The sequence below is a fragment of the Xanthomonas sp. NCPPB 1754 genome (assembly GCF_041475725.2).
Taxonomy (GTDB): domain Bacteria; phylum Pseudomonadota; class Gammaproteobacteria; order Xanthomonadales; family Xanthomonadaceae; genus Xanthomonas; species Xanthomonas euvesicatoria.
This window is the reverse complement of record NZ_CM192982.1, coordinates 1,146,947-1,171,963: the sequence shown is the minus strand read 5'-3', so window position 1 is coordinate 1,171,963 and position 25,017 is coordinate 1,146,947. Positions and strand designations below refer to the sequence as shown.

The window sequence follows — 25,017 nt, the reverse complement described above, 5'->3', positions numbered from 1 at the left end:
CCACCTGGGAGTTCCACTTGCGCCTGCTACCGCTCGCCACTGCCCTCACGCTGGCCGTCGCCATGGGCGTGGCACCTGCGCAGGAAAGCCGCCTGCCCGATATCGGTTCGTCGGCCGGCGAGTTGCTGACCCCGGCCCGCCAGGCCGAATACGGCCGGATGATGCTGGCCGAGTTGCGCAACTACGACTACGTGCTGGACGACCCGCTGATCACAGACTGGCTGCAGACCATGGGCACCCGGCTGGGCGCCAACAGCGACCAACCGCAGCAGCCGTTTACGTTTTTCATGCTGCGCGACCGCCAGATCAATGCATTCGCCACGCTGGGCGGCTACATCGCCGTCAATGCCGGGCTGGTGTTGACCGCCGAGCGCGAGGACGAAGTGGCGGCGGTGCTGTCGCACGAAATCGCCCACGTCACCCAGCAGCACGTGCTACGTGGAGTGGAGCGAGCGCAGCGCGACCAGATTCCGATCCTGCTCGGCATGCTGGCGGCGGTGGTGGCAGCGCAGCAGGCCGGGGGCAACTCCAAGGGCGACGCCACCATGGCCACCATCACCAGCGCGATGGGGCTGATGCAGCAGCGCCAGATCGACTACACCCGCTCCAACGAATCCGAAGCCGACCGGCTGGGCATCCGCACGTTGGCGCGCAGCGGCTACGACGTGGATGCGATGGCCGGCTTCTTCGAGCGCATGTCGGTGGCGATGCGCGCCAACGAGGGCGGCTACAGCGCGCCGGATTTCCTGCAGACCCATCCGGTGACCGTCACCCGCATCAGCGAGGCCAAGTCGCGCGCCGAACAGATGAAGAAGAACACCGTGGTGCTGACCACCTCGGTGCCGGGCGGGACGCGCCAGGAGCGCGTAGACCCGGCCGACCCGTCGCTGTCGGAGCCGCTCAGTCGCAATGGCAACGCGCTGCTCCCTTACGCGCTGCGGTTGCCGGTGGATGCGCTCAGCCGCGGCGGCGACCAGCAGGGTTTCGATTGGGCCAAGGAACGCCTGCGCGTGCTCAGCGCAGCCACGCCGGATGCGGCCATTCGCGAGTACGAAAACCTTCGCCGCAGCGCCAAACAAGGCTTGAGCGATCCGCAGCGCTATGGCCTGGCGCTGGCGCGGCTGCGCAACAGCGGCGGGCGGCCGGGCGAGCCGGTGGCCGAGCTGACCAGCCTGCTCGAGGCGCATCCGGACAATGTGTGGCTGGCGCTGGGCCTGAGCGAGGCGCAGGCGCGCGTGGGTCCGCGCGAGGCGGCCAATGCCCGCTTCGATGCGCTGCTCAAGCAATTGCCGAACAACCGCGCGGTTGCGCTGACCTATGCCACTGCGCTCAACGAGCAGGCCAGCAAGGAATCCGGCCAGCGCGCGCGCCAGGTGCTGGAACCGTTGTTGCACCGGAGCAGCGACGACCCATTGTTGCAACAGAGCTACGCGCGGGCCTGCGAGCTGTCCGGCGACCCATTGCGCGCCAGCGAAGCGTATGCGGAGGCGGCGTTCTTGAACGGCCGCGCCGAACAGGCCCTGATCCAGCTGGAAGCACTGAAGAAGAAAGATCTCGACTATGTGACACGGGCGCGCGTGGATGCGCGCATCGCCGCGATCACCCCAACCGTGCTGGAGCTGCGTCGCCAGGGGATCCGCGACCCGGATTTGTCCACGCGCTGATCGCCGATGCATTGCCGGCTGTTCACGACGACAGGGCATCGCGCGGCCGCCTCCCGGTAACGGAACTGCCCAGTCCGCTTCACGCCCCTGTTTCGCCACGCAGGCGCCGCCGGGGATGTCACATTAGAGTCACAAAACCGTAGTCTACTGGCGATCAACCAAAGCCAGACGGTAAGCCCCGCGTGCAGAAACGCATTCTGATCGTCGATGACGAACCCGCGATCCGCGACATGGTGGCGTTCGCGCTGCGCAAAGGCGAGTTCGAGCCCATCCATGCCGGCGATGCCCGCGAGGCGCAGACCGCCATCGCCGACCGCGTGCCGGACCTGATCCTGCTGGACTGGATGTTGCCGGGCACCAGCGGGCTGGACCTGGCAAGGCGCTGGCGCAAGGAGCAGCTGACCCGCGAGATTCCGATCATCATGCTCACCGCGCGCGGCGAAGAAAACGACCGCGTGGGCGGCCTGGAAGCCGGCGTCGACGATTACGTGGTCAAGCCGTTCTCGGCACGCGAGCTGCTGGCGCGCATCCGCGCGGTGATGCGGCGCACCCGCGAAGACGACGAAGACGGTAGCGTGGCGGTCGGCAAGCTGCGCATCGACGGCGCCGCGCACCGGGTGTTCGCCGGCGATGCGCCGGTGCCGATCGGCCCGACCGAATATCGTCTGCTGCACTTTTTCATGACACACCCCGAGCGCGTGTATACACGCACCCAGCTGCTGGACCATGTCTGGGGTGGCAGCGTGTATGTGGAAGAGCGCACCATCGACGTGCATATCCGCCGCCTGCGCAAGACGCTGGAACCGTTCGGGCTGGAAAACATGGTGCAGACCGTGCGCGGCTCGGGCTATCGTTTTTCCTCGGCGACCTGACGTGCCGCAAAGCCGCCCTGGCCGCAGTCCGGCCGGGTGGCTGCCTACCTGACGCTTCGTGGTAACGCCTTCCATGCCTCAACACATCCGTTCCGCCTGGCTCAAGACGCTCGGCACCCTCGCGCTGTTGTTGGGCGCTGCCGTCGTCGTCGGCGTGCTGATCGGACATGTGTGGATGGCGCTGACGCTCACCGCCCTGGGCGTGCTGGCCTGGCATTACTGGCGGCTGCGCCAGGTGCTGCGGCGGCTGACTGCACGCCAGCGTGCCGAGCCTGCGGCCGGAATCGGGGCCTGGAACGAACTGGACCGGCTGCTGTATCGCAGCCAGGACGAAATGCGCGCGCGCAAGCGGCGCCTGATCGAAATGTTGCGCACCTACCGCGCCGCAGCGCAGGCGCTGCCGGATGCAGTGGTGGTCGTGGATCGCAACAGCCAGCGCGTGCAGTGGTTCAACAAGGCGGCCGGCGGTTTGCTCGGCCTGCACCATCCCGGCGACATGGGCGTGTCGATCGTGGAGCGGCTGCAGCCGTTGCCGCTGGCGCATTGGCTGGCGGCCGGGCGCAACGCCGAGCCGATGCTGGATGCCGCCTCGCCGGCAGACCCGGATCTGCGCCTGAATCTGCGCCTGATCCCCTACTCCGACGACTACTGGCTGCTGGTGGCGCGCGATGTCAGCAAGCTGCTGCGGCTGGAACAGGTGCGACGCGATTTCGTGGCCAACGTCTCGCATGAACTGCGTACCCCGCTGACGGTGGTGCACGGTTATCTGGACATGCTCGACCCGGAAGACTTCCCCGATTCGGGTCCGATGCTGGCGGAAATGCGCAAGCAATCCCAGCGCATGGCGCAGCTGGTCGAAGACCTGCTGACGCTGTCGCGGCTGGAATCGCAGGAAGAACTCGGCGAAGAACACGTGGCGATGGCGCCGATGCTGTCGACCTTGCGCCGCGAGGCCGAGGCGCACAGCCAGGGCCGCCACACCGTGGAGGTGATCGACGAGGCCGGCGTGGATCTGCTCGGCTCCAACAAGGAGCTGCACAGTGCGTTTTCCAACCTGGTGACCAATGCGGTGCGCTACACGCCCGGCGGCGGCACGGTGACGATCCGTTTCGTGCGCGAAGGCGATGGTGCGGCGCTGGCCGTGCGCGACACCGGCTATGGCATTCCCGCCTCGCACCTGCCGCGCATCACCGAACGCTTCTACCGGGTGTCCAGCAGCCGCTCGCGCGAGAGCGGCGGCACCGGGCTGGGGCTGTCGATCGTCAAGCACATCCTGGGGCTGCATCAGGCGCGCCTGGACATCGAAAGCGAAGTGGGACGCGGCAGCGAATTCTCGTGTCATTTCGTGCCTGCGCGCGTCGTGCAGCGCGAGCAATCGGTGCCACTGTCACGCTCGGCGTGATATGTAGTCAGTGCGCGCCGCAGCGCGCTGCGATGGACGCGTCTGCCACGCGCCGCATTGCCTGCGTTGCGCGCCCCAGGCAATTACACAACCCGTCTTGACGATCGATTCCATGGGCCACGCCAAAGAACTGCACGACATCACACCCGGCGACGACATCGCCACCGATCCGTTGCGTGATCCGGCGCTGTACATCAACCGCGAGCTGTCGCAACTGGACTTCAACTTCCGGGTGCTGGCGCAGGCGCTCGACGAGCAGGTGCCATTGCTGGAACGGCTGCGCTTCCTGTGCATCTCGTGCACCAACCTGGACGAGTTCTTCGAAATCCGTGCGGCCACGGTGCGGCACGCACAGGAGTTCGGGCTGCCGCCGGCACCGGATGGGCTGAGCCCGACCGCCATCCTCAACGCCGTGCACGATCGCGCCGCAAAATTGGTCGAGCAGCAATACCACGCGTGGAACGAGGTGCTGCGGCCGGCGATGGAAGACGCAGGCGTTGCCGTACTCAGCCGCTCGGCATGGACGGCGCGGCAGAAACGCTGGCTGCGTGCGTATTTCCGCAACGAGATCATGCCGGTGCTGTCGCCGCTGGGCCTGGACCCGGCGCACCCGTTCCCGAAGATCCTCAACAAGACCTTGAACATCGTGGTGGTGCTGGAAGGCCAGGACGCGTTCGGTCGCGCCGGGCATCTGGCCATCGTGCGCGCACCACGTTCGCTGCCGCGCATCATCCAGCTGCCGGCCAGTCTGTCGCCGGAGGGCACGCAGAGCTTCGTTTTCCTGTCGTCGGTGTTGTCCGAATTCGTCGACGAGCTGTTCCCGGGCATGCAGGTGATGGGCTCGTACCAGTTCCGCGTCACCCGTAATTCCGAACTGGTGGTGGACGAGGAAGAAGTCGAAAACCTGGCACTGGCGCTGCGCGATGAACTGGTCACGCGCGGCTACCGTCCGGCGGTGCGGCTGGAGATCGCGCACGATTGCCCGGCGCCGATCCTGCGCACCTTGTTGCAGAATTTCGGCCTGAACGAGAACGCGGTGTACCGCATCACCGGGCCGGTCAACCTGAGCCGCGTCACCCAGGTCTATGACCTGGTGCAGCGCCCCGAACTCAAGTATCCCTCGTTCAATCCGCGCACCTTGCGCGACAGCGAGGGCATCTTCGAGATCGTCAAAAAAGGCGATGTATTGCTGCATCACCCCTTCGATGCGTTTACCGCGGTGCTGGATGTCATCCGCCAGGCCGCGGTCGACCCGAACGTGCTGGCGATCAAGCAGACGCTGTACCGCACCGGCAAGGATTCGTTGATTGTCGATGCGCTGATTCTGGCCGCGCGCAACGGCAAGGACGTCACGGTGGTGGTGGAGTTGCGTGCGCGCTTCGATGAAGAAGCCAACCTGGGCCTGGCCGACAAACTGCAGGAAGCCGGCGTGCAGGTGGTCTACGGCGTGGTCGGCTTCAAGACCCACGCCAAGATGCTGCTGATCGTGCGCCGCGAGGGCCGCAAGCTCAAACGCTACGTGCACCTGGGCACCGGCAATTACCACAGCGGCACCGCGCGCCTGTATACCGACATCAGCCTGATCACCGCCGATGCCGAGATCGGCAACGACGTGCACATGCTGTTCCAGCAGTTGTCCGGACTTGCGCCGCGCATGAAGCTGGACCAGTTGCTGCAGTCGCCGTTTACGCTGCATGCGGGCGTATTGAAGCGAATCGATCGCGAGACACGGCTGGCCCGCAAGGGTCGCCCGGGCCGCATCATCGCCAAGATGAACGCCCTCAACGAACCGCAGGTGGTGCGTGCGTTGTACATGGCCTCGCAGGCAGGGGTGCAGATCGATCTGATCGTGCGCGGGGCCTGCACGCTGCGCCCCGGGGTGCCAGGCGTGTCCGACAACATCCGCGTGCGTTCGATCGTGGGCCGCTTTCTGGAACATAGCCGCGTGTACTGGTTCGGCAACGACGGGGCCGCCGAGTTGTACTGCGCCAGTGCCGACTGGCTGGAACGCAATCTGCTGCGGCGGGTGGAGACTTGCTTCCCGATCCTGGAACCGGACCTGGCCAAGCGCATCTACCGCGAAGTGCTGCAGAACTATCTGGACGACAACGTCAGCGCCTGGGAGCTGGACGCCGAGGGCGTGTACCACAAGCGCACGCCCGCCCCGGGCGAGCCGGCGCATTCGGCGCAGATGACCTTGCTCGAGCGGATCTGAGCGCGCACTGCCGCACGCCAGGTGGCAAGCCGCTTGCGCAGGCATGCGGCATGCCCATCACGGCGATTGACCGCCCGCTTGCCGCGCTTGCGAATGCAGATCTGGTGCGCCTGCCGCTGGGCGCACGCATGGCCCCTCACGTGGCCAACAGCCCATCGGCTACCATGCGGCCATGCCAATGCCCTCCCCCACGATTCCGCCCCTGCGCGATGGCGATTTTCTTGCCGCCATCGACCTAGGCTCCAACAGTTTCCACATGGTCATTGCGCGCTACCTGATGGGTCAGCTGCGCGTCGTCGATCGCCTGCGCGAGACCGTGCGCATGGCCGATGGCCTGGATGGCAAAGGTGGGCTCTCCAATGAAGCACGACAGCGCGCACTGGAATGCCTGGCGCGGTTCGGCCAGCGCATTCGCGACGTGCCTTCGCTGCGCGTGCGGGCGCTGGCGACCAACACGGTGCGTCAGCTGCGTTCGCCACAGGCGTTTTTGATGCCGGCCGAAACCGCGCTGGGCCATGCGATCGAAGTGGTCAGCGGGCGCGAGGAAGCGCGCCTGATCTATCTGGGCGTTGCGCATGCGCAACCGCCCAAGCCCGACCAACGCCGGCTGGTGATCGACATCGGCGGCGGCTCGACCGAGTTCATCATCGGCCGCGGGTTTCAGACACTGGAACGCGAAAGTCTGCAGGCCGGATGCATTGCCAGCACGCGGCGGTTTTTCCCCGGCGGCAAATTATCCAAGAAGAAATGGAAGGACGCGCTGACCGAGATCGGCGCCGAGTTCCAGCAATTTGCCGGCCAGTACAAGGCACTGGGCTGGCATGAGGCGATCGGCTCGTCCGGCACGCACAAGGCCATCGGCGAGATGTGCGCGGCGATGAAGCTGACCAAGGGCGCGATCACCGCGCAGGCGCTGCCGGCGCTGCGCGATGAGTTGCTCAAGGCCAAGCGTATCGAAGACATCCAGCTGCCCGGCCTGGCGGCCGAACGGCGGCCGATCATCGCCGGTGGCATCCTGGTGCTGGAGGCTGCGTTCCAGGCGCTGGGGCTGGAGAAACTGATGGTCAGCAAGGCGGCGATGCGCGAAGGCATCCTGTACGACATGCTTGGCCGCGGCGGCGAGAACGACCCGCGCGACAGTTCGGTGACCTCACTGATGCAGCGCTACGGCATCGACGAAGTGCAGGCGCAGCGCGTGGAAGCGACCGCCTGCCGCCTGTTCGACCAGGTCTGCGAATCCTGGCAACTGGATGGCGACGATGCGCAGGTGCTGCGCCGCGCCGCGCGCCTGCACGAGCTGGGGCTGATCATCGCGCACAGCCAGTACCACGTGCACGGCAGCTACATCCTGGAACATTCGGATATCGCGGGTTTTTCGCGACAGGAACAGCAGGTGCTGGCGGCGCTGGTACGCACGCACCGGCGCAATGTGCCCAAGACCGCCTTCGATGCGCTGCCCGACCGCCTGCTGCTGCCAACCCGACGCAAGGCTGCGCTGCTGCGACTGGCGGTGTTGCTGCACCGCGCGCATGAGTCCGACCCGATTCCGACCCTGGAACTCACCGCCGACGACACCCGGCTGTCGTTGATCCTGTCGCAAAGCTGGATCGACTCGCGCCCGCTGCTGCGCGCCGACCTGATCGGCGAAGTCGACAGCATGGCCGGGCTGGGAATTGCGTTCAAACCGTTTGTGACCTGAGGCCTGCGGCCGCAGGCGGGATTGGTGATTGGTGATTGGGGATTCGGGATTCGGGATTCGCTTAAAGCCAGAGCAGCATCGTTGTGGGGTACGTGCCGAAAAGATGAAATTCGCTGTTGCGAATCTCCAATCCCGAATCCCGTCACACCTGTCACCGCCACGTCTTACTAGCGCAACATCAATGCCATCGCACTCCCGGAAGCTAGTCAAAACGGGAGAACGGGCATGCGCTACGCGATCGTTACCGAAACCTATCCCCCCGAGGTCAACGGTGTTGCGTTGACCGTGCACGGTCTGGAAACCGGTCTGCGCACGCGCGGACACCAGGTGGATGTGGTGCGGCCACGCCAGAGCGCCGATACCGCCCCGACCGATGCGCTACTGGTGCGTGGCGCGTCGTTGCCGCGCTACCCGGGATTGAAATTCGGCCTGCCGGCGACGCAACGCCTCGTCCGTCATTGGCGCAGCACGCAGCCGGACGCGATCTATGTGGCCACGGAAGGCCCCCTGGGCTGGTCGGCAATGCGCGCAGCCCGCCGGCTCGGCATTCCGGTCGCCACCGGCTTCCACACCCGCTTCGACGAATACCTGCCCGACTACGGCGCTGCCTGGCTGCAGGGCACCGCGTTGCGCTGGATGCGGCGCTTCCACAACCAGGCCGATGCCACCCTGGTGCCCACGCGCGAGCTGCAGCAGTTCCTGCGCAACGATGGCTTCGAGCGTGTGCAATTGCTGGCGCGGGCAGTGGATAGCCAGCAATTCGATCCGAGCCGTCGCGATTGCGCATTGCGCGCCGATTGGGGCATGGAAGGCGAAGGCTTTGCCGCCATCTATGTGGGGCGCATCGCCAGCGAAAAGAATCTGCCGTTGGCCGTACGCGCCTTTCGCAAACTGCAGCAGATCCGCCCGAAGGCACGCTTCGTCTGGGTGGGCGATGGCCCGGCGCGCGAGAAGCTTGCGCACGACAATCCGGACTTCATCTTCTGCGGCGTCCAGCGTGGCGATGCATTGGCCCGTCACTTCGCCAGCGGCGATCTGTTCCTGTTTCCCAGCCGCAGCGAAACCTTCGGCAACGTGACGCTGGAAGCGATGGCCAGCGGCGTGGCGACGGTCGCTTTCGATTACGGCGCGGCCCGCGAATATCTGCGCAACGGCCATACCGGCGCGGCGGTGGACACCGACGAGGCCTTTATCCAGGCCGCCGTCGCGCTCACCGAAGACGACGCCCTGCGCCAGCGCATGGGCACGGCGGCGGCGCAGGCGATGAAGAAATTGCATCCGGACAATGTGGTCTGCGACTTCGAAGCCTTGTTGCTGGGAATCAGCGCTGCACGGGGGCGTTATGTCGTCAACGCGGCTTGAGGTCTTGCGCGGTCACGAAGCGCGCTGGTGCCGACGCGCCAATCTGTGGTGCCGACGCCACCCGGTACGGCGCGTCTTCGCCACCATCAGCCGCCTGGGCGACGGCGTGTTCTGGTACGCCTTGATGGGGTTGCTGGTGGTGCTCGACGGCATGGACGGTGTACGTGCATCGGCGCACATGGCTGCCACCGGCGTGCTTGCATTGACGCTCTACAAGGCGCTCAAACGCTGGACCCGGCGTCCGCGGCCATATGCGGCGGACGTGCGTATTCGCGCGTGGGTGGCACCGCTGGACGAGTTCAGCTTTCCCTCCGGCCATACCTTGCACGCGGTGTCCTTCAGCATCGTGGCGCTGGCCTATTACCCCTGGCTGGCCCCCTTGCTGGTGCCGTTTTCGGCCGGCGTGGCGCTCTCGCGGGTGGTGCTAGGGCTGCATTATCCCAGCGACGTGCTGGCCGCCACGCTGATCGGCGTGCTGCTGGCCAGCCTGTCGCTGTGGGGCTTGCCGGTGGTGTTGGGATACGCGCTAGGGGTTGCGTGATGGCGGCTTGCTGACAGGTAAGCGTAACGGCAAACGGACAGGTACCAAGACGCTGCCCAGTCAGCAACAAGGCCTCTTCGCCTCATCTTTCTCCCTTCGGGACATTGTCCTCCTTTATGGGGGAGAAGGGCCGATGAGGGTACGTGCGAGGCCTCATGCATTCGCCGTCGATGGGTGTTTTCGCAAACGCCGAAAAGAGCCCCAGCGCAGCAATTGCGACTCCAGCGCGTGGCTTCGCCCCGTACCCTCACCCCTCTCCCGCAGGGAGAGGGGATCTTGCGCTGACGGTACGCGGTGAACTGGCGGCAGGTTGCCCACCCACGCGCATGTCGCACGGCGCGTGCGACCCGCAGGATGTCTGAATGGCGATCGCCAGCCTGCGGCGTCGTTGCAAGTTGGCACACCAATCGCCGCGAAGCTGCAATGCTTCTGCGATTCCCGATTCCCGATTCCCGATTCCCGATTCCCGATTCCCGCCCCGCTCTACCGCCGTACAATGGCGCAATGACGACCCTGTTCATTTCCGACCTGCATCTGGATCCGGCCCGGCCGGCAATCACCGAGTTGTTTCTGGAGTTCCTGCGCACGCAGGTTCCCGGCAGCGACGCGCTCTACATCCTGGGCGATCTGTTCGAAGCCTGGATCGGCGACGACACCCCATCCACCGCCGCCGATGCAGTGGCGGTGGCCCTGCATGCAGTGGCAGATTCCGGGGTGCCGGTGTTCTTCATGGCAGGCAACCGCGACTTCCTGGTAGGCGAAACCTATGCGCAGCGCGCGGGCTTCCGGATCCTGCCCGACCCCACCGTCATCGATCTGTATGGGCACACCACGCTGCTGATGCACGGCGATTTGCTGTGCACCGACGACACGGCCTACCAGGCCTTCCGCGCGCAGACGCGCGACCCGGTGTTCCAGGCGCAGTTCCTGGCCCAGCCGCTGGCCGCACGCGTCGCGTTCGCGCAGCAGGCGCGCGCTGCCAGCCAGGCGCGGCATGCAGAACTCAAACAGGGCGACCAGTCGCGCTTCGAAACCGTCACCGATGTCTCGCCGGCCGAAGTGGAAGCCACCTTCGTGCGTTACGGGCTGGATCGGCTGATCCACGGCCACACCCATCGCCCTGCCATCCACACCTTGCAGGCCGGCGGCAACACCTGCACGCGCATCGTGCTGGGCGACTGGTACGAGCAAGGATCGGTCCTGCGCGTGGATGCCGATGGCGTGTCGCTGGAGCAGTTGGCGTTATAGCGCGGCAGATCCACGCGCCTGCCATGGCAGGCGCAGCGACGCGGTGCTGCATTCAAGGCACGCAGCAAGATCGAAAGCGCGCCTGACGCCACAGACACGCGGCGATGCAACCATGGATCGGCAGCGCTTGCCGATCGAGGCACGCAGCATCGTCGAGCGTGCCAATCAATGACCGCACCGCATCACTGCAGGCTTCGCGCACGCTCGGCGTAGTCGACGAAATCGGCATTCACCACGTCGTACCACAGCAGCGTGCCATCGGCCTGTACGCGGAAACGGTCGCGTACCGGGCTGGTCTGCGGGTCGCCGGGGCAGCCGTCGCCATGGCGTTCGCGCACCGCAAAATCGAACGTGTCCGGCGCAGGCGCATCGCCGTCCTCGGCCATGATGCTGATGCAGTTATCCGGGTACACCTTGTCGCCCTGCAAGCGGCTTTCGAGCGCCTGCAGTGCGCGGGCCTGCGCGTCGCCGCCGGGGGGTGGCGCCGGTGCGCTCACGGCAGGTTTGGGTTGCGTGGCGACAGGGTCGGCCGGTTGCTGCTTGCATCCGACAACCGTCAGCGCGGCCAGGAACACAAGCGCATGACGCAGAGACGTGGACATGAGGGCTCCGCTCGACAGGACAAGGCCGGCAGTCACCGGCGGTGCGCCTAGTCTGCGCGATCCATGCGCGCGGGTGTAGCCAAAACGCCCGGCACTTGCGGTGCCGGGCCGGGCTTGGATCGGTCAACAACCGCTCAACGGAAGGCCGCAATCGTGGCCTTGGTATTGACCAGCACGCGTTGGTTGTCGGCGGTGCTGGCATTGCCCATGGGCACGCCGTTGTAGCTGATGTTGGGGTTGGACCAGTAGTTCAGGCGTGGGCAACCGCTGGTGCAGTCGTAGGCCATGATGGTGCGCCAGCTGTTGCCGTAGCGGTAGCCGTGGCCATACGCATACGGCGAGGTGCTCGGGTCGTTGGTGGCGTCGTGGCGTGCGCTTTGCAGATGCCCGATTTCATGAGCGAAGCTGTAGTAGCCGGTGGCGCAATCCCAGTACACCGACGCAAATGCGCTCGCGGCGTTAGAGCCAATACCCGACGCCAGGCCGCAGTAGCTGCTGTTGTCCAGCACGATGACTCCCACATCGGCCGTGTAGGTGTTGCGGCTGGTGTGGATGCTGTCCATGTAGCCGTCGTTGGTCACGCGGAAACGCTGCAGGTCGGTCGTGAAGTTGCCGGTCTCGGTGTAGCTGGTGGTCTCGTAGCGCGCCAGCTGCAAGGTGATACCCACGTTGCTGTTGATGTAGCCCTGGTTGGCTTCGGCCACCGCAAGTTGCACCAGCGACTGCATGTTGCCGCCGTAAGCGGTCACGGCCTTGTTGGTGGCCACCACGAGCACGCGAATGGTGGCCGGGCTACCTGATGAGGCAGCAGCGGCAGTCACGCGTCCGTCGCCGGGCATGTCGAACTTCGGCAGCAGGCTGTATTCGGCCGGATGCTCCTGCGGCATGCGCTGCTCATCCACCTGCACCAGCACGTGGCGGCCATCGGCCAGCGGACGCAGGCGATAGAGCTTGCCGGCGTAGCGAATCGTGCCGGTCACGGTGTCGCCGCTGCGCACCAAGATGGCCGAGTTCAGCGGGTCCACGCCCGAGAGCGTGCGTGCGCGGGTGCCGGCACGCGGCCCGAGGTTGCCGTACCAGACGCTGTCGCCACCCTCCAGGGCATCGACCTTGGCCTGGGTGGCGGTGATGGTCTGGCCATCCAGCTGTAGCTCCAGCAATTTTTCCGAGGCGGTCACCGCGCCGGCATCGAGCTGAACCACCTGCGCGTTGGCAGTGGACGGGGCGCTCAACAGGCGTTGCAGCGAAGGTTCGGCTGCAGCGGTGGCGGTGGCACTGCGGCTCAGCGCAGGGCCGGTTTGATACAACGGCTTGCCGGCAGCGGCGGCCGAGCCGGCCAGGCACATGGCAATCAGACCGACCGTGGTGCACATCGACTTCGACTTCATCGTCTTTCTCTCCTAAGACATGAAAGTTACGGATGTGAAACACCGGCCCCCTGTCCCCGGGACGCCATTAGGGCGCGTGGCACTGCACAGAATGCAAGTTGTTGCAACGGAAAATTATGTTTCTGTGATGTTTACCAATCCCTGGATGCGATTCCAGCAGCTCTCGAACGGGAACCAACGCACAGTCGTACTGAAAGAGCGCGTGCTGAAGCCGCGTGTCAAACGAGCACAAGCCGTCTTCACGGACAATACGGCGATCCTGCGTCGCCCTATGGATCGATGCACATGGACCCGATTGCGTCCGCCCAGCGATTGGCTTCGTCGATCCTCGCCTGTGTCGTGGACACCGCTGCGTCGGCGTCGGTGCAGATGGCGAGTGACGCCAGGTCGTCATGCATGGCATCGCGTGCATGGATGCCCGCCTCATCGGCCATGACGTGAAGGTGCGCTCCAAGCTGTGGCGCGTGACGCGGCGTGTGTGGCGTCACTGGAATCCGCGCACGCATGCGTCAGGTAGATTCACAGTACAGGTCACGAACGCAGATTCGCAGCTCCCGTGCAGGCACGCTCAGCCAGCCTGCTCCACCAGGTCGGCCAGCTCGTCCTCGTCGAAACCGGCGAGCAGGCGCGCCTGCAGATTGAACGGCCCATGCAGATACCCGCCAGCGTATTCGCGCAGCAGCGCCTTGAAGCGTGCGCGCGGCTCGACACCGGCCTGCTCGCAATACCACCGGTACCAACGCGAGCCGGCGGCCACGTGCGCCACCTCTTCGCGCAGGATGGTTTCGAGCACCTCGGCAGTGGCAGCGTCGCCGAGCGAACGGAGTTTGACGATCATCGCCGGTGTCACGTCCAGGCCGCGCGCTTCGAGCACGCGCGGCACCAGGGCCATGCGCGCCAGGCCGTCGTGTGCAGTCTTCTCACACATTTCCCACAGCCCGTTATGCGCGGCGAAATCGCCGTAGTCGTGGTCGTGCGCCTGCAATCGTGCGCGCAGCAGCATGAAGTGGCGCGATTCATCGTCGGCGACCGCGACCCAATCGGCATAGAACGCCGCGGGAAGCCCGCGAAAGCGATACACCGCATCCCAGGCCAGATCGATGGCGTTGAGTTCGATGTGCGCAATGGCATGGATAAACGCAGCGCGCCCTTCCGGCGTGCCCAGTCCACGGCGCGGCAAGTGGCGCGGATGCACCAGCAGTGGCGTGGCCGGACGGCCTGGCATACGGATCGGCGCAGGCGCAGGCGCTGCCGGATCGAGCGTCAAGACGCCTTCGCGAAAGGCGGCCGCGTAGTGCTGGGTCAGCGCGACTTTCTGTCGCGGGTCGGCCTGGTCCAGGCACAGCCGCGCAGCGTCGAACAGATCCGCGCTTGCGAACGGATCGCTGCTCACGCCGTTGGCCGCACGGGGCACTGGCGCGCTGCAGAAACCCACTGCGCTTGCACACGTTCGGCCGCAGGTAGCTGCCCGTTGCGCAGGCGCGCTTCATCGAGCGTGTCGATAGCTGCGGTGTTTTGTTTGCCGCACCCCGCCGACACTCTCCACTCGCCAACCAGCACAGCCAATCGGCCGCCCTGGTTCGGTGACTCAGGCGCGGCGACGCTTCTTGGCATCGTCCGAGCGCAGCTGCTGGATGCGTTCGAAATACCCCGGCTCGATGCCGGTGATGTATTCGCCGTTGAAGCACGAGGAATCGAACTGCTTGATGTCCGGGTTGCCCTCGCGCACCGCCACTTCCAGGTCTTCCAGATCCTGGTAGATCAGCCAGTCGCAGCCCAGAAACTCCTGGATTTCCAGCTCGCTGCGGCCATGTGCGATGAGCTCTTCGGCCGCCGGCATGTCGATGCCGTAGATGTTGGGGTAACGCACCGGCGGCGCGGCCGAGGCCAGGTACACCTTGCGCGCACCGGCATCGCGCGCCATCTGCACGATCTGCCGGCTGGTGGTGCCGCGCACGATGGAATCGTCCACCAGCAGCACCACACGGTTACGGAATTCCAGGTGGATCGGATTGAGCTTGCGGCGCACCGATTTCTGCCGTTCGCCCTGCCCCGGCATGATGAAGGTGCGGCCCACGTAGCGATTCTTGACGAAGCCCTCGCGGTACTTCACGCCGAGCACATTGGACATCTCCAGCGCCACATCGCGCGAAGTGTCCGGGATCGGAATGATGGTGTCGATGTCATGGTCCGGTCGCAGGCGCAGGATCTTTTCGCCCAGCTTCAGGCCCATGCGCATGCGCGCCTTGTGCACCGAGATGTTGTCGATCATCGAATCGGGGCGCGCGAAATACACGTACTCGAAAATGCACGGCGCGTTGTTGGTCGGTGCGGCGCAGACTTCCGAGAACAGCTCGCCGCGCGCGGTGATCACCAGCGCTTCGCCCGGGCGCACATCGCGCATCCGCTGGTAGCCGAGGATATCCAGCGCTGCCGACTCGGAGGACACGATGTATTCGGTGCCTTCGGCGTGTTCGCGCTTGCCCAGCACCAGCGGGCGGATGCCGTGCGGGTCGCGGAACGCCACCAGGCCCAGGCCCAGCACCACGCTGACCACCGCATAACCGCCCTTGCAACGGCGGTGCACGCCGGCCACCGCGCGGATCGCCGCTTCAGGGGTGAGCATGCGCTGCGCGTCCAGCTCGTAGGCGAACACGTTCAACAGCACTTCGCTGTCCGAATCGGTATTGATGTTGCGGCGGTCGGCTTCGAACACCTGCTGGCGCAAGGCCTCGGTGTTGATCAGGTTGCCGTTGTGCGCCAGCGCGATGCCGTAGGGCGAATTGACGTAGAACGGCTGCGCCTCGTCCATGCCTTCCGAGCCTGCGGTCGGGTAGCGGCAATGGGCGATGCCGACGCGCCCTTCCAGCACCGCCATCTTCTTTTCGTCGAAGACGTCGCGCACCAGGCCGTTGGCCTTCTGCACGCGCAGGCGCGTGCCATCTGCGGTCGCGATGCCCGCGGCGTCCTGCCCACGATGCTGCAGGACGGTCAGGCCGTCATACAGCTGCCCGGCGACGTTCTGGTTGCCGACAATACCGACGATGCCACACATGGTGCGCGTTCTCCGCTTCGGCTTGCGCCGTTACTGTGAAGGTGGCCGTGCCTGGCCTTGGGATTCGACCCGAGCCGGGTCGCTTTCTCCGCCGCGAACCTGCGCCGGATCGATGTTGGCCGGCATCGCCTGCGTCGGATCGCGTCCGTCGCCAGCCGTCTTGCCGGGGTTGCCAAGCGCACGGGTGATGGTGTCGCTCAGCCCGGAACCGCCAAGTGCCTTGCCCAGGTCCGTATTATCGCCTGCCGAAGGCAACTTCCCCAACTCCGTGGGCAAGTTGCCGAGTTCCATTGATGGCATCTCCATCGATGGCATTCGCCAGGCCGGCAGTTGTGCCCGCATCCAGCCCGCGCCCGGCTGCAGCATGGGCAGCAGCACCGACTGGCGCCATGCCGGCTCGCGCGGCAGCGGGGTGAAGCCCATCAGCAGCACCAGCACGCTGGCCAGAAACGCACCGCGCACCACGCCCAGGCCGAACCCGAGCATGCGGTCGGTGCCGCCGAGCTTGATCGCATCCACGCCCGCGCGGATCACCATGCCAATCACCGCCACGCTGATCAGCACACCGACGAACACCATGGCGTAGCCGCCGAACGATTCGGTCGCAGACGGATGCTTGCCATCGGCCAGCCAGCGCGCGGCCGCGCCGCCGAACATGAAGGTGGCCCAGCCGGCCAGCAACCATGACAACGTACCCACCACGATGGCCACAAAGCCGCGCAACAAGCCCAACAGGGCTGACACCAGAATGATGACGCCCAGCACCATGTCGATCATGGGCAACCTCTCCGCGTGGCGCGCGCGCCGTGAATGCAATGGGGCTCGGTCGTCATTGCCCTCCCCTCCATGGGTGCGAGGCGTTGGAAAATCCAGCAGCTGCAGGCGCGCAGTGCAGGCAGTTGGCAGACACGTGACGGTCCGCCGGCAGTGCAGTGTACGAGCGGCTGCCACCTGCGCGGCGGCCGCGTTTGCTTGCGGCCGGCATGGCGGTTACGGATGCGGACGCACCATGCCGGAGATACCGACCTTGGCTGCCACCTGGGCACGCAACTGTTCGGCATCGCTGCGATTGGCGACCGGGCCGACGCGCACGCGGTTCAACGCGCCCTTGTCGGTCCGCACCTGTTCGACGAAGGCACTGAAGCCGGCGGCGCGCACGCGGTCGCGCAAGGCATCGGCATCTTCGGCACGACCGAACGCGCCCAGCTGCACTGCAAACCCGACCGCACTGGCCGCAGGCGCTGCCGGCGCGGTGGCCACCGGCTTGGCGGGGGCGGGCTTGGTGACCTCAGGCTTGGCCGGCACGGGCTTGGCCACCTCGGCCGGCTTGGGCGCGGCGGCCACCGGTTTGGCGGGCTCCGGCGGCAGGCTTTCGGTCTTTGTCGGTGCGGTGGTGCTGGCGGCGGCGACGCTGCTGCCGGGTTTGACGGCAGGCGCAGGCGCCGGTGCGCTGGCGACAGGCGCCGGCGCGGCGGCGTTGGCGTCCAACGTCACCACCTGGGCGTTGACGTCGCTGCGTACCTTCACTGCCTGCAGCCGGGCCGATTCGGCCTGCGCCTGGTCGGCATACGGCCCCACGCGCACGCGCCAGGCGGGGCGGCCGTTGATCTGGGTCTTTTCGCTGAAGCCGGGCAATTGCGCCTGCTTGAGCCGCGCAATCACCGCGTCGGCGTCGGCGCTGGTGGCGTATGCACCAAAATTCACTGCGTAGTTGCCGGCAGCCACTTCCGGAGCCGAGGGCGTGCTGGACGGAGCGGCCAGATCGGCGGCATCGGGGTTGTTCTGCACCGGCGCCGGCGCACCGGCCATGCCTAGCGCCCCACCGGCCGGCGCATTGCCCGGAGTGACCAGCGGCAATTCGCGGGTTTCGAACTCGCCATTGGCGGGCGCTGCGGGCGCCTCGAGCGGTACATCGGCCACACCGCTCGACGGCGCGGGGCCCTTGACCAGCATCGGCACGAAGATCACGGCAAGCGCCACCAGAACGATGGCGCCAATCAGTCGCTGTTTCAGAGCAGTATCCACGGAAGAGACGAGAGGCGGCGTGGCGGGGTGCCGCGGCGATTATAAGGCCGGCGCCACCCCGACGACCTCAGCGGGCTGAATGAAGTGCGTCGAGCGCGTCGGCCACGGTGTGAAACGAGCCGAACACCAGCACGCGGTCGCCGGGGCTGGCCCTGTCCAGGACCGCGCGCACTGCACTGGCAACATCGCGATGACACGGCGCGTGCGCGGCGGCACTGCCTTGCAGACGGGCATGCAATGCTTGCGCCGATTGGCCGCGCGCGCCTTCCAGCCCCGCCAGCGCCCAGTGGTCGATCTGCCCAGCCACTGCCTCCACCACGCCCAGCACATCCTTGTCGGCCAATGCGGCGTAGATCGCATAGGTGCGGCCGGCATGCGCCTGCGTACCGAGCGCGGCGGCCAGCGCGCGTGCGGCCTGCGGGTTGTGTCCGACATCCAGCAGTACCTGTACGCCATTGACCTCAAGCCGCTGCAGTCGCCCGGCCACTTGCGCGTTGCCGATGCCCTGCGCCCAGGCCGCGTCGGGCACTTCCACCGGCAATGCCTGCAACGCGGCGATCGCGGCAGCGGCGTTGGCCAGCTGCACCGGCGCACGCAGTGCCGGCATCGGCAGTTCCAACGTCACTGCCACATCGCGCCAGCGCCAGCGCGGCGCGTCGGATTGCGGGCTCTCGGTGTGCCGTGTGTCGATCGGCTCGAAGAAATAATCGCTGCCGGCACGGATGGCATTGGCACCCAGCTGGTAGGCGCGACGCAGCACGCTGGACGGCGGATCGATCTCGCCCAGCACCACCGGCTTCCAGGCGCGGATGATGCCGGCCTTCTCGGCGCCGATGGCCTCGCGGTCCTCGCCCAGCCAGTCGGTGTGGTCGATATCGACCGTGGTGATCACCGCCACATCCGAATCGACGATGTTGACCGCATCCAGGCGCCCGCCCAGGCCGATTTCCAGCACCGCCAACTCCAGCGCCGACTGCTGAAACAACCACAGCGCCGCCAGCGTACCGAACTCGAAATAGGTCAACGCGGTGTCGCCGCGTGCTGCTTCGACCGCTGCAAACGCGTCGACCAGCTGCGCGTCGCTGGCCTCTTCGCCATCGATGCGCACGCGCTCGTTGTAGCGCAGCAGATGCGGCGATGTGTAGGCCCCCACCTTCCAGCCGGCAGCACGCCCGATCGCCTCGATGAAGGCCACCGTCGAGCCCTTGCCATTGGTCCCACCCACGACGATGACATGCGTGGCCGGCGCGGCAAGCTGCAACCGCGCCGCAACCGCGCGCACACGCTCCAGGCCCATCGCAATGGCACTGGGATGCTGCTGCTCGATATAGGCGAGCCAGGCGGAGAGGGAGTCGGTTGCGTTCATGGGGAGGGCTGCGCAGAGAGGGGCACATTATCGCCATTTGCGCTTGCGCAACGCACGCCACGTCGGTGTTGGATGTATCGCGCGTGCTTGGTTAGTACGACGCAGCTCGGTTGATCGCGCATGGTGCGAACGCCGTCACCAGCGCATCCCAGGACGTTTAGCGATCACCCCAAGACGCAGCCCCGACACGGAGCGTTGACTACGCAACCGCACCGAGGCCTGTTCCACCAACTCACCCAAACCTGCAAGCGTGTATCAACGACGTTCGGCATTTTGGCACCTGCAACGACATGGCGTGTCATTGGCGATACAGCGTCCTTGCCTCGCCTTACAACGCCCGATGCTTTGCCTCACCAAAGAACGGTGTGTGATGCGCACAGTCGTTGAGGCGCACCACTTCGAGATGCTCCACGTCATCGCCTTCGAGCAGGTTCAGCGTGGTCGGGGCCTGGCGGAAGCTCCATAGCTTGGACAACGGCAGGCCCAGGATCTTGCACAGGATCACGCGATTGACCGCATCGTGCGCAACCACCAGCAAGGTGTCGTGCGCGCCCAACCCATCGGCGGCGCGCACCAGGCCGCGCCAGCTGCGGTCCAGCACCTGACGCAGCGACTCGCCACCCGGCATCAACACGGTATCGGGCTCTTCGCGCCAGGCGCGCAGGCGTGCGGGATCCTTGTCGTTGATCTCGCTGGCCAGCAGGCCCTCCCACTCGCCGTGCGCAATTTCCTGCAGATCGGCATCGGTCTGCAGCAGCGCTTGACGCGACGCGCCCAACGCGGCCTTGGCAGTGGCCTGCGCACGCGACAACGGCGATGCCACCGCTCGGTCGATCTGCAGCGTGTGCAGCCGTTCGCCCAATGCGCGCGCCTGGCCTTCGCCGACCGGCGAAAGCGGAATATCGATCTGGCCCTGGTAACGGCCTTCGGCGTTCCACGGCGTCTCGCCGTGACGAGCAAGCAGGATGCGCATGCGCTGGGAGTTCCTTGGGGGAGGGGCCCGCTCGCCGCAGCGAAAACGGGACCGCATGATAACCCCTGCCGCCCCCGCGCCGGCGCCGGCGTCAGCGCACGCCGAGCTCCTTCAACAGCTGTGGCGCCGGAGCGACCTCGGTCATGATCCAGCGCAGATAGCGGCTGTCCACGGCAATCATGCGGGTCATTGCCGGGTCGAAGATCCAGTTGCTGCTCACCGACTCCCAATTTCCGTCGAACGCCAGGCCGACCAGCTTGCCCTGCGCGTCCATCACCGGCGAACCGGAGTTGCCGCCGGTGATGTCCAGGTCCGACAGGAAATTGACCGGCACCGAGCCCAGGCGTTTGTCCTCCAGCCCGGCGTAGCGCTTGGCCTTGACCGCATCCAGCAGGGCCTTGGGCGAATCGAACGGATCGGCGCCGGTCTCCTTGGCGACCACCCCTTCCAGCGTGGTGAACGGTGTGTAGGCCACGCCATCTTTCGGGGCGTAGCCCTTGACGTTGCCGAAGGTGATGCGCAGCGACAGGTTGGCATCCGGATAGACCGATTCGCCCCGGCTCTTCCTGTAGTCGGCCAGGGCTTGCAGATACACCGGCCGCGCCTTGAGCTGCTCGCCGGTACGCAGTTTGTCCTCGCGCTCGATCTGCAACAGGGCCGGTGTCACCGCCACGGCGTACTGGATCGCCGGGTCGGTGCTGGCTTCGAAGGCGGCCCGGTCGGCGGTGAGCCACGTCAGCCGCGCTTGCGTGCTCCCCAACGCCGTGCCATCGAGCTTGCCCACGGCCGCCTGCACGGCCGCCGCATCGCGACCGCCCAACCACTGGTCCAGCGCGGCGATGCGCTGGTTGGCCGGCAGCTTCAGGTACTGGCTGAGCCAGTACTGCTGCAGCTGACGATCCATGGCCGGCACGTAACGGCGCTCCATCTGCTTCATCGTCGCTTCGATCGACGGCAGGTCGCGGTCCTGGTACCCGGATTCGCGTTGCGCATTGGGCTTGGCACGCTCCAGCGCCAGCCGGTACAGCGTCACCGCGGCACCCACCGTGCCGGTGGAGTCGAACTGGCGCAGCACGAAGTCGCGCTGTTGCGTGGCCTGGGTCTGCTTGAGCAGCTTGACCAAGGTGTCGTGCGCGGCAAGCGCATTACGCCCGCTCGCACCCCGCCCCTTGAGCCAGGCCAGCACGGCCGCTTCGTCGGCCTGCTTGGTGGCCTGCGCATTGATGCGCTTGAAACCTTCCAGTTGCCCGTCGAAGTTCTTGGCGGAGTTATTGAGGCTGGCGACGGTGCTAGCGTATTTCACCTGGATGTCGGGATCCTGCTTGCCTGCCTGTTCGATCAGGCCGATCACGTCCTTCAATTGCTGGCCGACCACCGGGTAGGTCCAGCTAGCGGTGTTGTCGAATTCGGCAGCCAGCGCGTAGCGATTGGTGCGGCCCGGATAGCCGGCCACCATCACGAAGTCGCCAGCGCCCAGCGGCTGGTCGGCGAACTTCAGGAAGTGCTTGGGCTGATAGGGCACATTGTCCTTGGCGTAGGCAGCAGGCGTGCCGTCCTTGCCGACATAGGCGCGATAGAACGAGAAATCGCCGGTGTGGCGCGGCCACATCCAGTTGTCGATGTCGCCGCCGAACTTGCCCACGCTGCCGGGCGGTGCATAGACCAGGCGCACATCCTTGATCTCCAGGTTCTTGAACAACCGGTAGGCGTTGCCCCCGGCAAAACTGAAGAACTGGCAGCGGTAACCGGGCTGCGCTTCGCAGGACGCGATCTGTTGCTTGCTGAAATCCTCCAGGGCCAGCGTGCGCTTGAGCGCATCGTCGCCTGCAGTGGCCATCGCTGCCCTTGCCGGTGCCGTGACGTCGGTAATGGCATCAAGCACGTAGATACGCGCACTGGGACCTGCGCTGAGCTCGTCGGCGGGACGTGCAGCGTTGAACCCGTCCTTGATCAGGTTCTTTTGCGCGGTGGAGTTGAGCTGGATCGCGCCATAGGCACAGTGGTGGTTGGTGACGACCAGACCCTGCGGCGAGACGAAGCTGGCGGTGCAACCACCCAGGGCGACCACGGCGCCCATCGGATCGCCGGTCAGGTCGGCCAGCTGCTGCGGCGAAAGCCGCAAGCCTGCTTGCTGGAGGGGCCCGGCGATCTCGGGCAGCTGTTGTGGAACCCACATCCCCTCGCCCGCCTGTGCAGACGAAACGACAGCCAGCGTGGCCAGCACGGAAACAGCGAACAGGTTCGGACGCATCGACAGCCCCAAGGGTTAGTGTCGTTACAGTGTAACGCCAACGTCTGCTGGCAAACCCATGACCGATGACAGGATCGGCGCGCGCCCTTTCCCCACGCACGCACGTGTGCCGCACAGCAGGCGCCCGCGGTTCGCCTGCAGCTACCGCGGCCGGGCGCCCGCCTAGACGCGGCCGAACGCGGGGTCGCTGCGGCTGGGCCTGCCGGTTTCCAGATGCCCGGCCAGCCGGCGGCGGAACGCGCTGCCCGGCTGTTCCACCACCAGGTCGTACCAGTGATCGCTGGCGGCAAGCGCCAGGCGAATGGTCTCGCGCTGACCTGCGGCCAGCGGCAAGGTGCGCGCATCTGGGTCTGCGTAGTCCAGCGCACGCAGCTGCACGGTGCAGGCGCGCTGCCCGGCATTGCCGATTTCCAGCACCAAGGCGTCGCCCTCCTGCCGCGCCTCCACCCATGGCGCGGCCGATGGCGCAGAGGCACTTGGCACCTGCCCGGCGAACTCGCGCAAGAAGCCATTCGGCCCGTGCACGCGCAAGGCGTATGCACCCGCGTGCGTGGCCCCAACCGGCGCATCCTCCAGCTGCGTGCCGGGCAGCACCGTGTAATACCAGGGGCCGCCACTGGCCGCGCTGCTGTAGACATTGAACGCCGCGGCCGCCGCGCCGCTGTTGACGAACTGCAACTGCACGGGGGCGCCTTCTTGCACGCGTGCATGCACCTGCAAGGCATACGGCAATGCGCGCGCCGGCCGTTGCCCAGGTTCCTGCCGCGGCATCGCTGCGGCGGCAGGCACAGACGGTAGCGGTTTGTCGCGCACGGCAGCGGTACGTGCGCGATAGTCCTCGACCGACGGCAATGCGCTCAACGCCGAATCGTCCGGTTTGCGGAAGTCGAACACGCTGGTGAGATCGCCACTGACTGCACGCCGCCATGGGCTGATGTTCGGCTCGGCCACCGCGAAGCGGCGTTCCAGCAGACGCAGGACCGAGGTGTGATCGAACACCTGCGAGTTGACCCAGCCACCACGCGTCCACGGCGAGATCACCAGCATCGGCACGCGAATGCCCAGGCCGATCGGCACGCCATCGTAGACCTCGCCACGCGTGTCGACATTGCTGCGCCCCATGCGTGCGTCCACTGCCGGCAACGGCGCGGGCACGTGATCGAAGAAGCCGTCGTTCTCGTCGTAATTGATGATCAGTGCCGTCTTGGCCCACACCTCGGGATTGGCGGTGAGCGCATCGATCAGACGCGCCACCAGCGACTCGCCATAGGCAGGCGGCGCTTCGGGATGTTCGCAGTACGCGGTGGGCGGGATGACCCACGACACCTGCGGCAGGCGATTGGCCTGCACATCGGCAGCGATCGCGGCGACCAGATGCTCGGCCTGGGTGGTGGCGGCATTGTCCGCGGTGGACCCGGGCACGCACGCACGTGCACGCCGGTACCGTTCGTCGTCGGTGCGTAGATCGCGATAGTGCGAGAAGTATGCCAGCGAGTTGCAGCCGAAGTTGTCGTATTCCTGATACACGCGCCAGTCCACGCCGGCAGCCTGCAAACGCTGCGCGTACGTGGTCCACTGCAGTGCAGCGTAGCCGGGCTTGTCGCGCGCCATGTCGGCGGTCCAGTTGCCATCGTCGGCATTGGTCACCGCCTGCGCGCCGACGTTGCCCACGCTTGGGCCGCTGGTACCGGTGAACAGATACATGCGATTGGGATTGGTCGGCCCGTGCAGCGAGCAGTAATAGCCGTCGCAGATGGTGAACGCGTCGGCCAGCGCGTGGTAGTACGGGATGTCGTGACGCTGGAAGTATCCCATCGTCAATTCCCCCTTGTACGGCACCCACGCATCGTATTCGGCCCAGCGTGCCGGGTCCTGCCCGTGACCGGCCTTCCAGGAATGATCCAGGCTCTTGATCAAGGGCGCGCAGGTATTTTGCGAATCGAACGCGAACGGCAGCAAGCGTCGTCCATCGGACGTGGGTTGACTCCATACCGGATGGCCATCGCGCAGTTGCAGCGCGCGCGGATCGCCAAAGCCACGCACGCCACGTAGCGCGCCGAAATAATGATCGAACGAGCGGTTTTCCTGCATCAGGATCACCACATGTTCGAGATCGCGCAACGTGCCGGTCCGCGCGTTGGCCGGCAGCGCGAGCGCACGGCCGATCGAAGACGGCAAGGCGCCGGCAGCAGTGAGCGCAGCGACGCGCTTGAGGAAATCGCGACGCGAAGAGGAAGAGGAAGAGGTCATGGCGGCAGAACCTGCAAAAAATGGTGCTTTTTTCACCGCGCAGCGCGGTTGGACACGACACGTATAGCGGGCGAGCGCTACAGTTTTGCGACAGCGATCGTCAT

At 66.1% G+C, this 25,017-nt stretch carries 18 protein-coding genes; 8 read left to right on the top strand and 10 right to left on the bottom strand.

The genetic code is table 11. From position 1 onward, the window contains the following. Positions 1–17: 17 nt before the first annotated feature. From ACCQ15_RS05205 to lpxH, 8 genes are all read left to right on the top strand, one after another. Positions 18–1,664: a M48 family metalloprotease gene (locus tag ACCQ15_RS05205; RefSeq protein ID WP_033837401.1), complete on the top strand. Its 1,647-nt coding sequence runs from the start codon at positions 18–20 to the stop codon at positions 1,662–1,664. 182 nt (positions 1,665–1,846) lie between these two features. After that, positions 1,847–2,536 carry a phosphate regulon transcriptional regulator PhoB gene (phoB, locus tag ACCQ15_RS05200; protein ID WP_003483753.1) on the top strand — a complete coding sequence of 230 codons (690 nt, stop codon included), beginning with the start codon at positions 1,847–1,849 and terminating at the stop codon, positions 2,534–2,536. A gap of 73 nt (positions 2,537–2,609) precedes the next feature. Next, entirely contained in the window at positions 2,610–3,938 is a 1,329-nt protein-coding gene (phoR, locus tag ACCQ15_RS05195; RefSeq protein ID WP_011346580.1) for a phosphate regulon sensor histidine kinase PhoR, read from the top strand. A 112-nt stretch (positions 3,939–4,050) separates the two neighbouring features. Next, positions 4,051–6,153 (top strand): polyphosphate kinase 1, encoded by a 2,103-nt coding sequence (gene ppk1 / locus ACCQ15_RS05190; protein ID WP_008571427.1) that lies wholly within the window; start codon positions 4,051–4,053, stop codon positions 6,151–6,153. Between the two features lie 178 nt (positions 6,154–6,331). Continuing rightward, the gene (gene ppx, locus ACCQ15_RS05185; RefSeq protein ID WP_008571425.1) at positions 6,332–7,852 is read left to right on the top strand and encodes an exopolyphosphatase; all 1,521 of its coding nucleotides are present in this window, start codon (positions 6,332–6,334) and stop codon (positions 7,850–7,852) included. A gap of 225 nt (positions 7,853–8,077) precedes the next feature. Continuing rightward, entirely contained in the window at positions 8,078–9,214 is a 1,137-nt protein-coding gene (locus tag ACCQ15_RS05180; RefSeq protein ID WP_136732519.1) for a glycosyltransferase family 4 protein, read from the top strand. After that, a complete protein-coding gene (locus tag ACCQ15_RS05175; RefSeq protein WP_372381281.1) occupies positions 9,195–9,755 on the top strand; it encodes a phosphatase PAP2 family protein in 561 nt (186 codons plus the stop codon). The genes ACCQ15_RS05180 and ACCQ15_RS05175 overlap by 20 nt, the downstream gene beginning before the upstream one ends. Before the next feature lie 504 nt (positions 9,756–10,259). Next, complete coding sequence (gene lpxH, locus ACCQ15_RS05170) at positions 10,260–11,003, top strand: UDP-2,3-diacylglucosamine diphosphatase (protein ID WP_008571623.1); 744 nt, start codon at positions 10,260–10,262, stop codon at positions 11,001–11,003. Between the two features lie 182 nt (positions 11,004–11,185). On the opposite strand, the gene ACCQ15_RS05165 is transcribed toward lpxH, so the two are convergent. The 10 genes from ACCQ15_RS05165 to ACCQ15_RS05120 all read right to left on the bottom strand — a co-directional run bounded on the left by ACCQ15_RS05165 (position 11,186) and on the right by ACCQ15_RS05120 (position 24,913). Then, entirely contained in the window at positions 11,186–11,605 is a 420-nt protein-coding gene (locus ACCQ15_RS05165; protein WP_071117307.1) for a hypothetical protein, read from the bottom strand. 134 nt (positions 11,606–11,739) lie between these two features. Continuing rightward, a complete protein-coding gene (locus ACCQ15_RS05160; RefSeq protein ID WP_011346573.1) occupies positions 11,740–12,993 on the bottom strand; it encodes a zinc-dependent metalloprotease in 1,254 nt (417 codons plus the stop codon). A gap of 568 nt (positions 12,994–13,561) precedes the next feature. Then, on the bottom strand, positions 13,562–14,407 hold the full coding sequence (locus ACCQ15_RS05155) for a ferritin-like domain-containing protein (RefSeq protein WP_014089506.1): 846 nt from the start codon (positions 14,405–14,407) through the stop codon (positions 13,562–13,564). Positions 14,408–14,581: 174 nt separating this feature from the next. After that, a complete protein-coding gene (purF, locus tag ACCQ15_RS05150; RefSeq protein WP_008571628.1) occupies positions 14,582–16,048 on the bottom strand; it encodes an amidophosphoribosyltransferase in 1,467 nt (488 codons plus the stop codon). Positions 16,049–16,078: 30 nt separating this feature from the next. Then, positions 16,079–16,825, bottom strand: coding sequence for a CvpA family protein (locus tag ACCQ15_RS05145; protein ID WP_008571630.1), 747 nt, complete (start codon positions 16,823–16,825; stop codon positions 16,079–16,081). A gap of 213 nt (positions 16,826–17,038) precedes the next feature. Beyond that, the gene (locus tag ACCQ15_RS05140) at positions 17,039–18,073 is read right to left on the bottom strand and encodes an SPOR domain-containing protein (protein WP_372381279.1); all 1,035 of its coding nucleotides are present in this window, start codon (positions 18,071–18,073) and stop codon (positions 17,039–17,041) included. A 67-nt stretch (positions 18,074–18,140) separates the two neighbouring features. Then, entirely contained in the window at positions 18,141–19,439 is a 1,299-nt protein-coding gene (folC, locus tag ACCQ15_RS05135) for a bifunctional tetrahydrofolate synthase/dihydrofolate synthase (RefSeq protein WP_372381278.1), read from the bottom strand. 328 nt (positions 19,440–19,767) lie between these two features. After that, entirely contained in the window at positions 19,768–20,412 is a 645-nt protein-coding gene (locus ACCQ15_RS05130; RefSeq protein ID WP_218492951.1) for a histidine phosphatase family protein, read from the bottom strand. A gap of 91 nt (positions 20,413–20,503) precedes the next feature. Next, a complete protein-coding gene (locus tag ACCQ15_RS05125; protein ID WP_372381542.1) occupies positions 20,504–22,588 on the bottom strand; it encodes a S46 family peptidase in 2,085 nt (694 codons plus the stop codon). A gap of 237 nt (positions 22,589–22,825) precedes the next feature. After that, positions 22,826–24,913 carry a phosphocholine-specific phospholipase C gene (locus ACCQ15_RS05120; protein ID WP_372381277.1) on the bottom strand — a complete coding sequence of 696 codons (2,088 nt, stop codon included), beginning with the start codon at positions 24,911–24,913 and terminating at the stop codon, positions 22,826–22,828. Positions 24,914–25,017 lie beyond the last annotated feature (104 nt).

Bases quoted from the DNA above. Each gene is read 5' to 3' on its own strand.
- phoR (WP_011346580.1), top strand. From the start codon at position 2,610: ATGCCTCAACACATCCGTTCCGCCTGGCTCAAGACGCTCGGCACCCTC.
- ppk1 (WP_008571427.1), top strand. From the start codon at position 4,051: ATGGGCCACGCCAAAGAACTGCACGACATCACACCCGGCGACGACATC.
- ppx (WP_008571425.1), top strand. From the start codon at position 6,332: ATGCCCTCCCCCACGATTCCGCCCCTGCGCGATGGCGATTTTCTTGCC.
- ACCQ15_RS05180 (WP_136732519.1), top strand. From the start codon at position 8,078: ATGCGCTACGCGATCGTTACCGAAACCTATCCCCCCGAGGTCAACGGT.
- ACCQ15_RS05175 (WP_372381281.1), top strand. From the start codon at position 9,195: ATGTCGTCAACGCGGCTTGAGGTCTTGCGCGGTCACGAAGCGCGCTGG.
- lpxH (WP_008571623.1), top strand. From the start codon at position 10,260: ATGACGACCCTGTTCATTTCCGACCTGCATCTGGATCCGGCCCGGCCG.
- ACCQ15_RS05165 (WP_071117307.1), bottom strand. From the start codon at position 11,605: ATGTCCACGTCTCTGCGTCATGCGCTTGTGTTCCTGGCCGCGCTGACG.
- ACCQ15_RS05160 (WP_011346573.1), bottom strand. From the start codon at position 12,993: ATGAAGTCGAAGTCGATGTGCACCACGGTCGGTCTGATTGCCATGTGC.
- purF (WP_008571628.1), bottom strand. From the start codon at position 16,048: ATGTGTGGCATCGTCGGTATTGTCGGCAACCAGAACGTCGCCGGGCAG.
- ACCQ15_RS05145 (WP_008571630.1), bottom strand. From the start codon at position 16,825: ATGATCGACATGGTGCTGGGCGTCATCATTCTGGTGTCAGCCCTGTTG.
- folC (WP_372381278.1), bottom strand. From the start codon at position 19,439: ATGAACGCAACCGACTCCCTCTCCGCCTGGCTCGCCTATATCGAGCAG.
- ACCQ15_RS05130 (WP_218492951.1), bottom strand. From the start codon at position 20,412: ATGCGCATCCTGCTTGCTCGTCACGGCGAGACGCCGTGGAACGCCGAA.
- ACCQ15_RS05125 (WP_372381542.1), bottom strand. From the start codon at position 22,588: ATGTGGGTTCCACAACAGCTGCCCGAGATCGCCGGGCCCCTCCAGCAA.
- ACCQ15_RS05120 (WP_372381277.1), bottom strand. From the start codon at position 24,913: ATGACCTCTTCCTCTTCCTCTTCGCGTCGCGATTTCCTCAAGCGCGTC.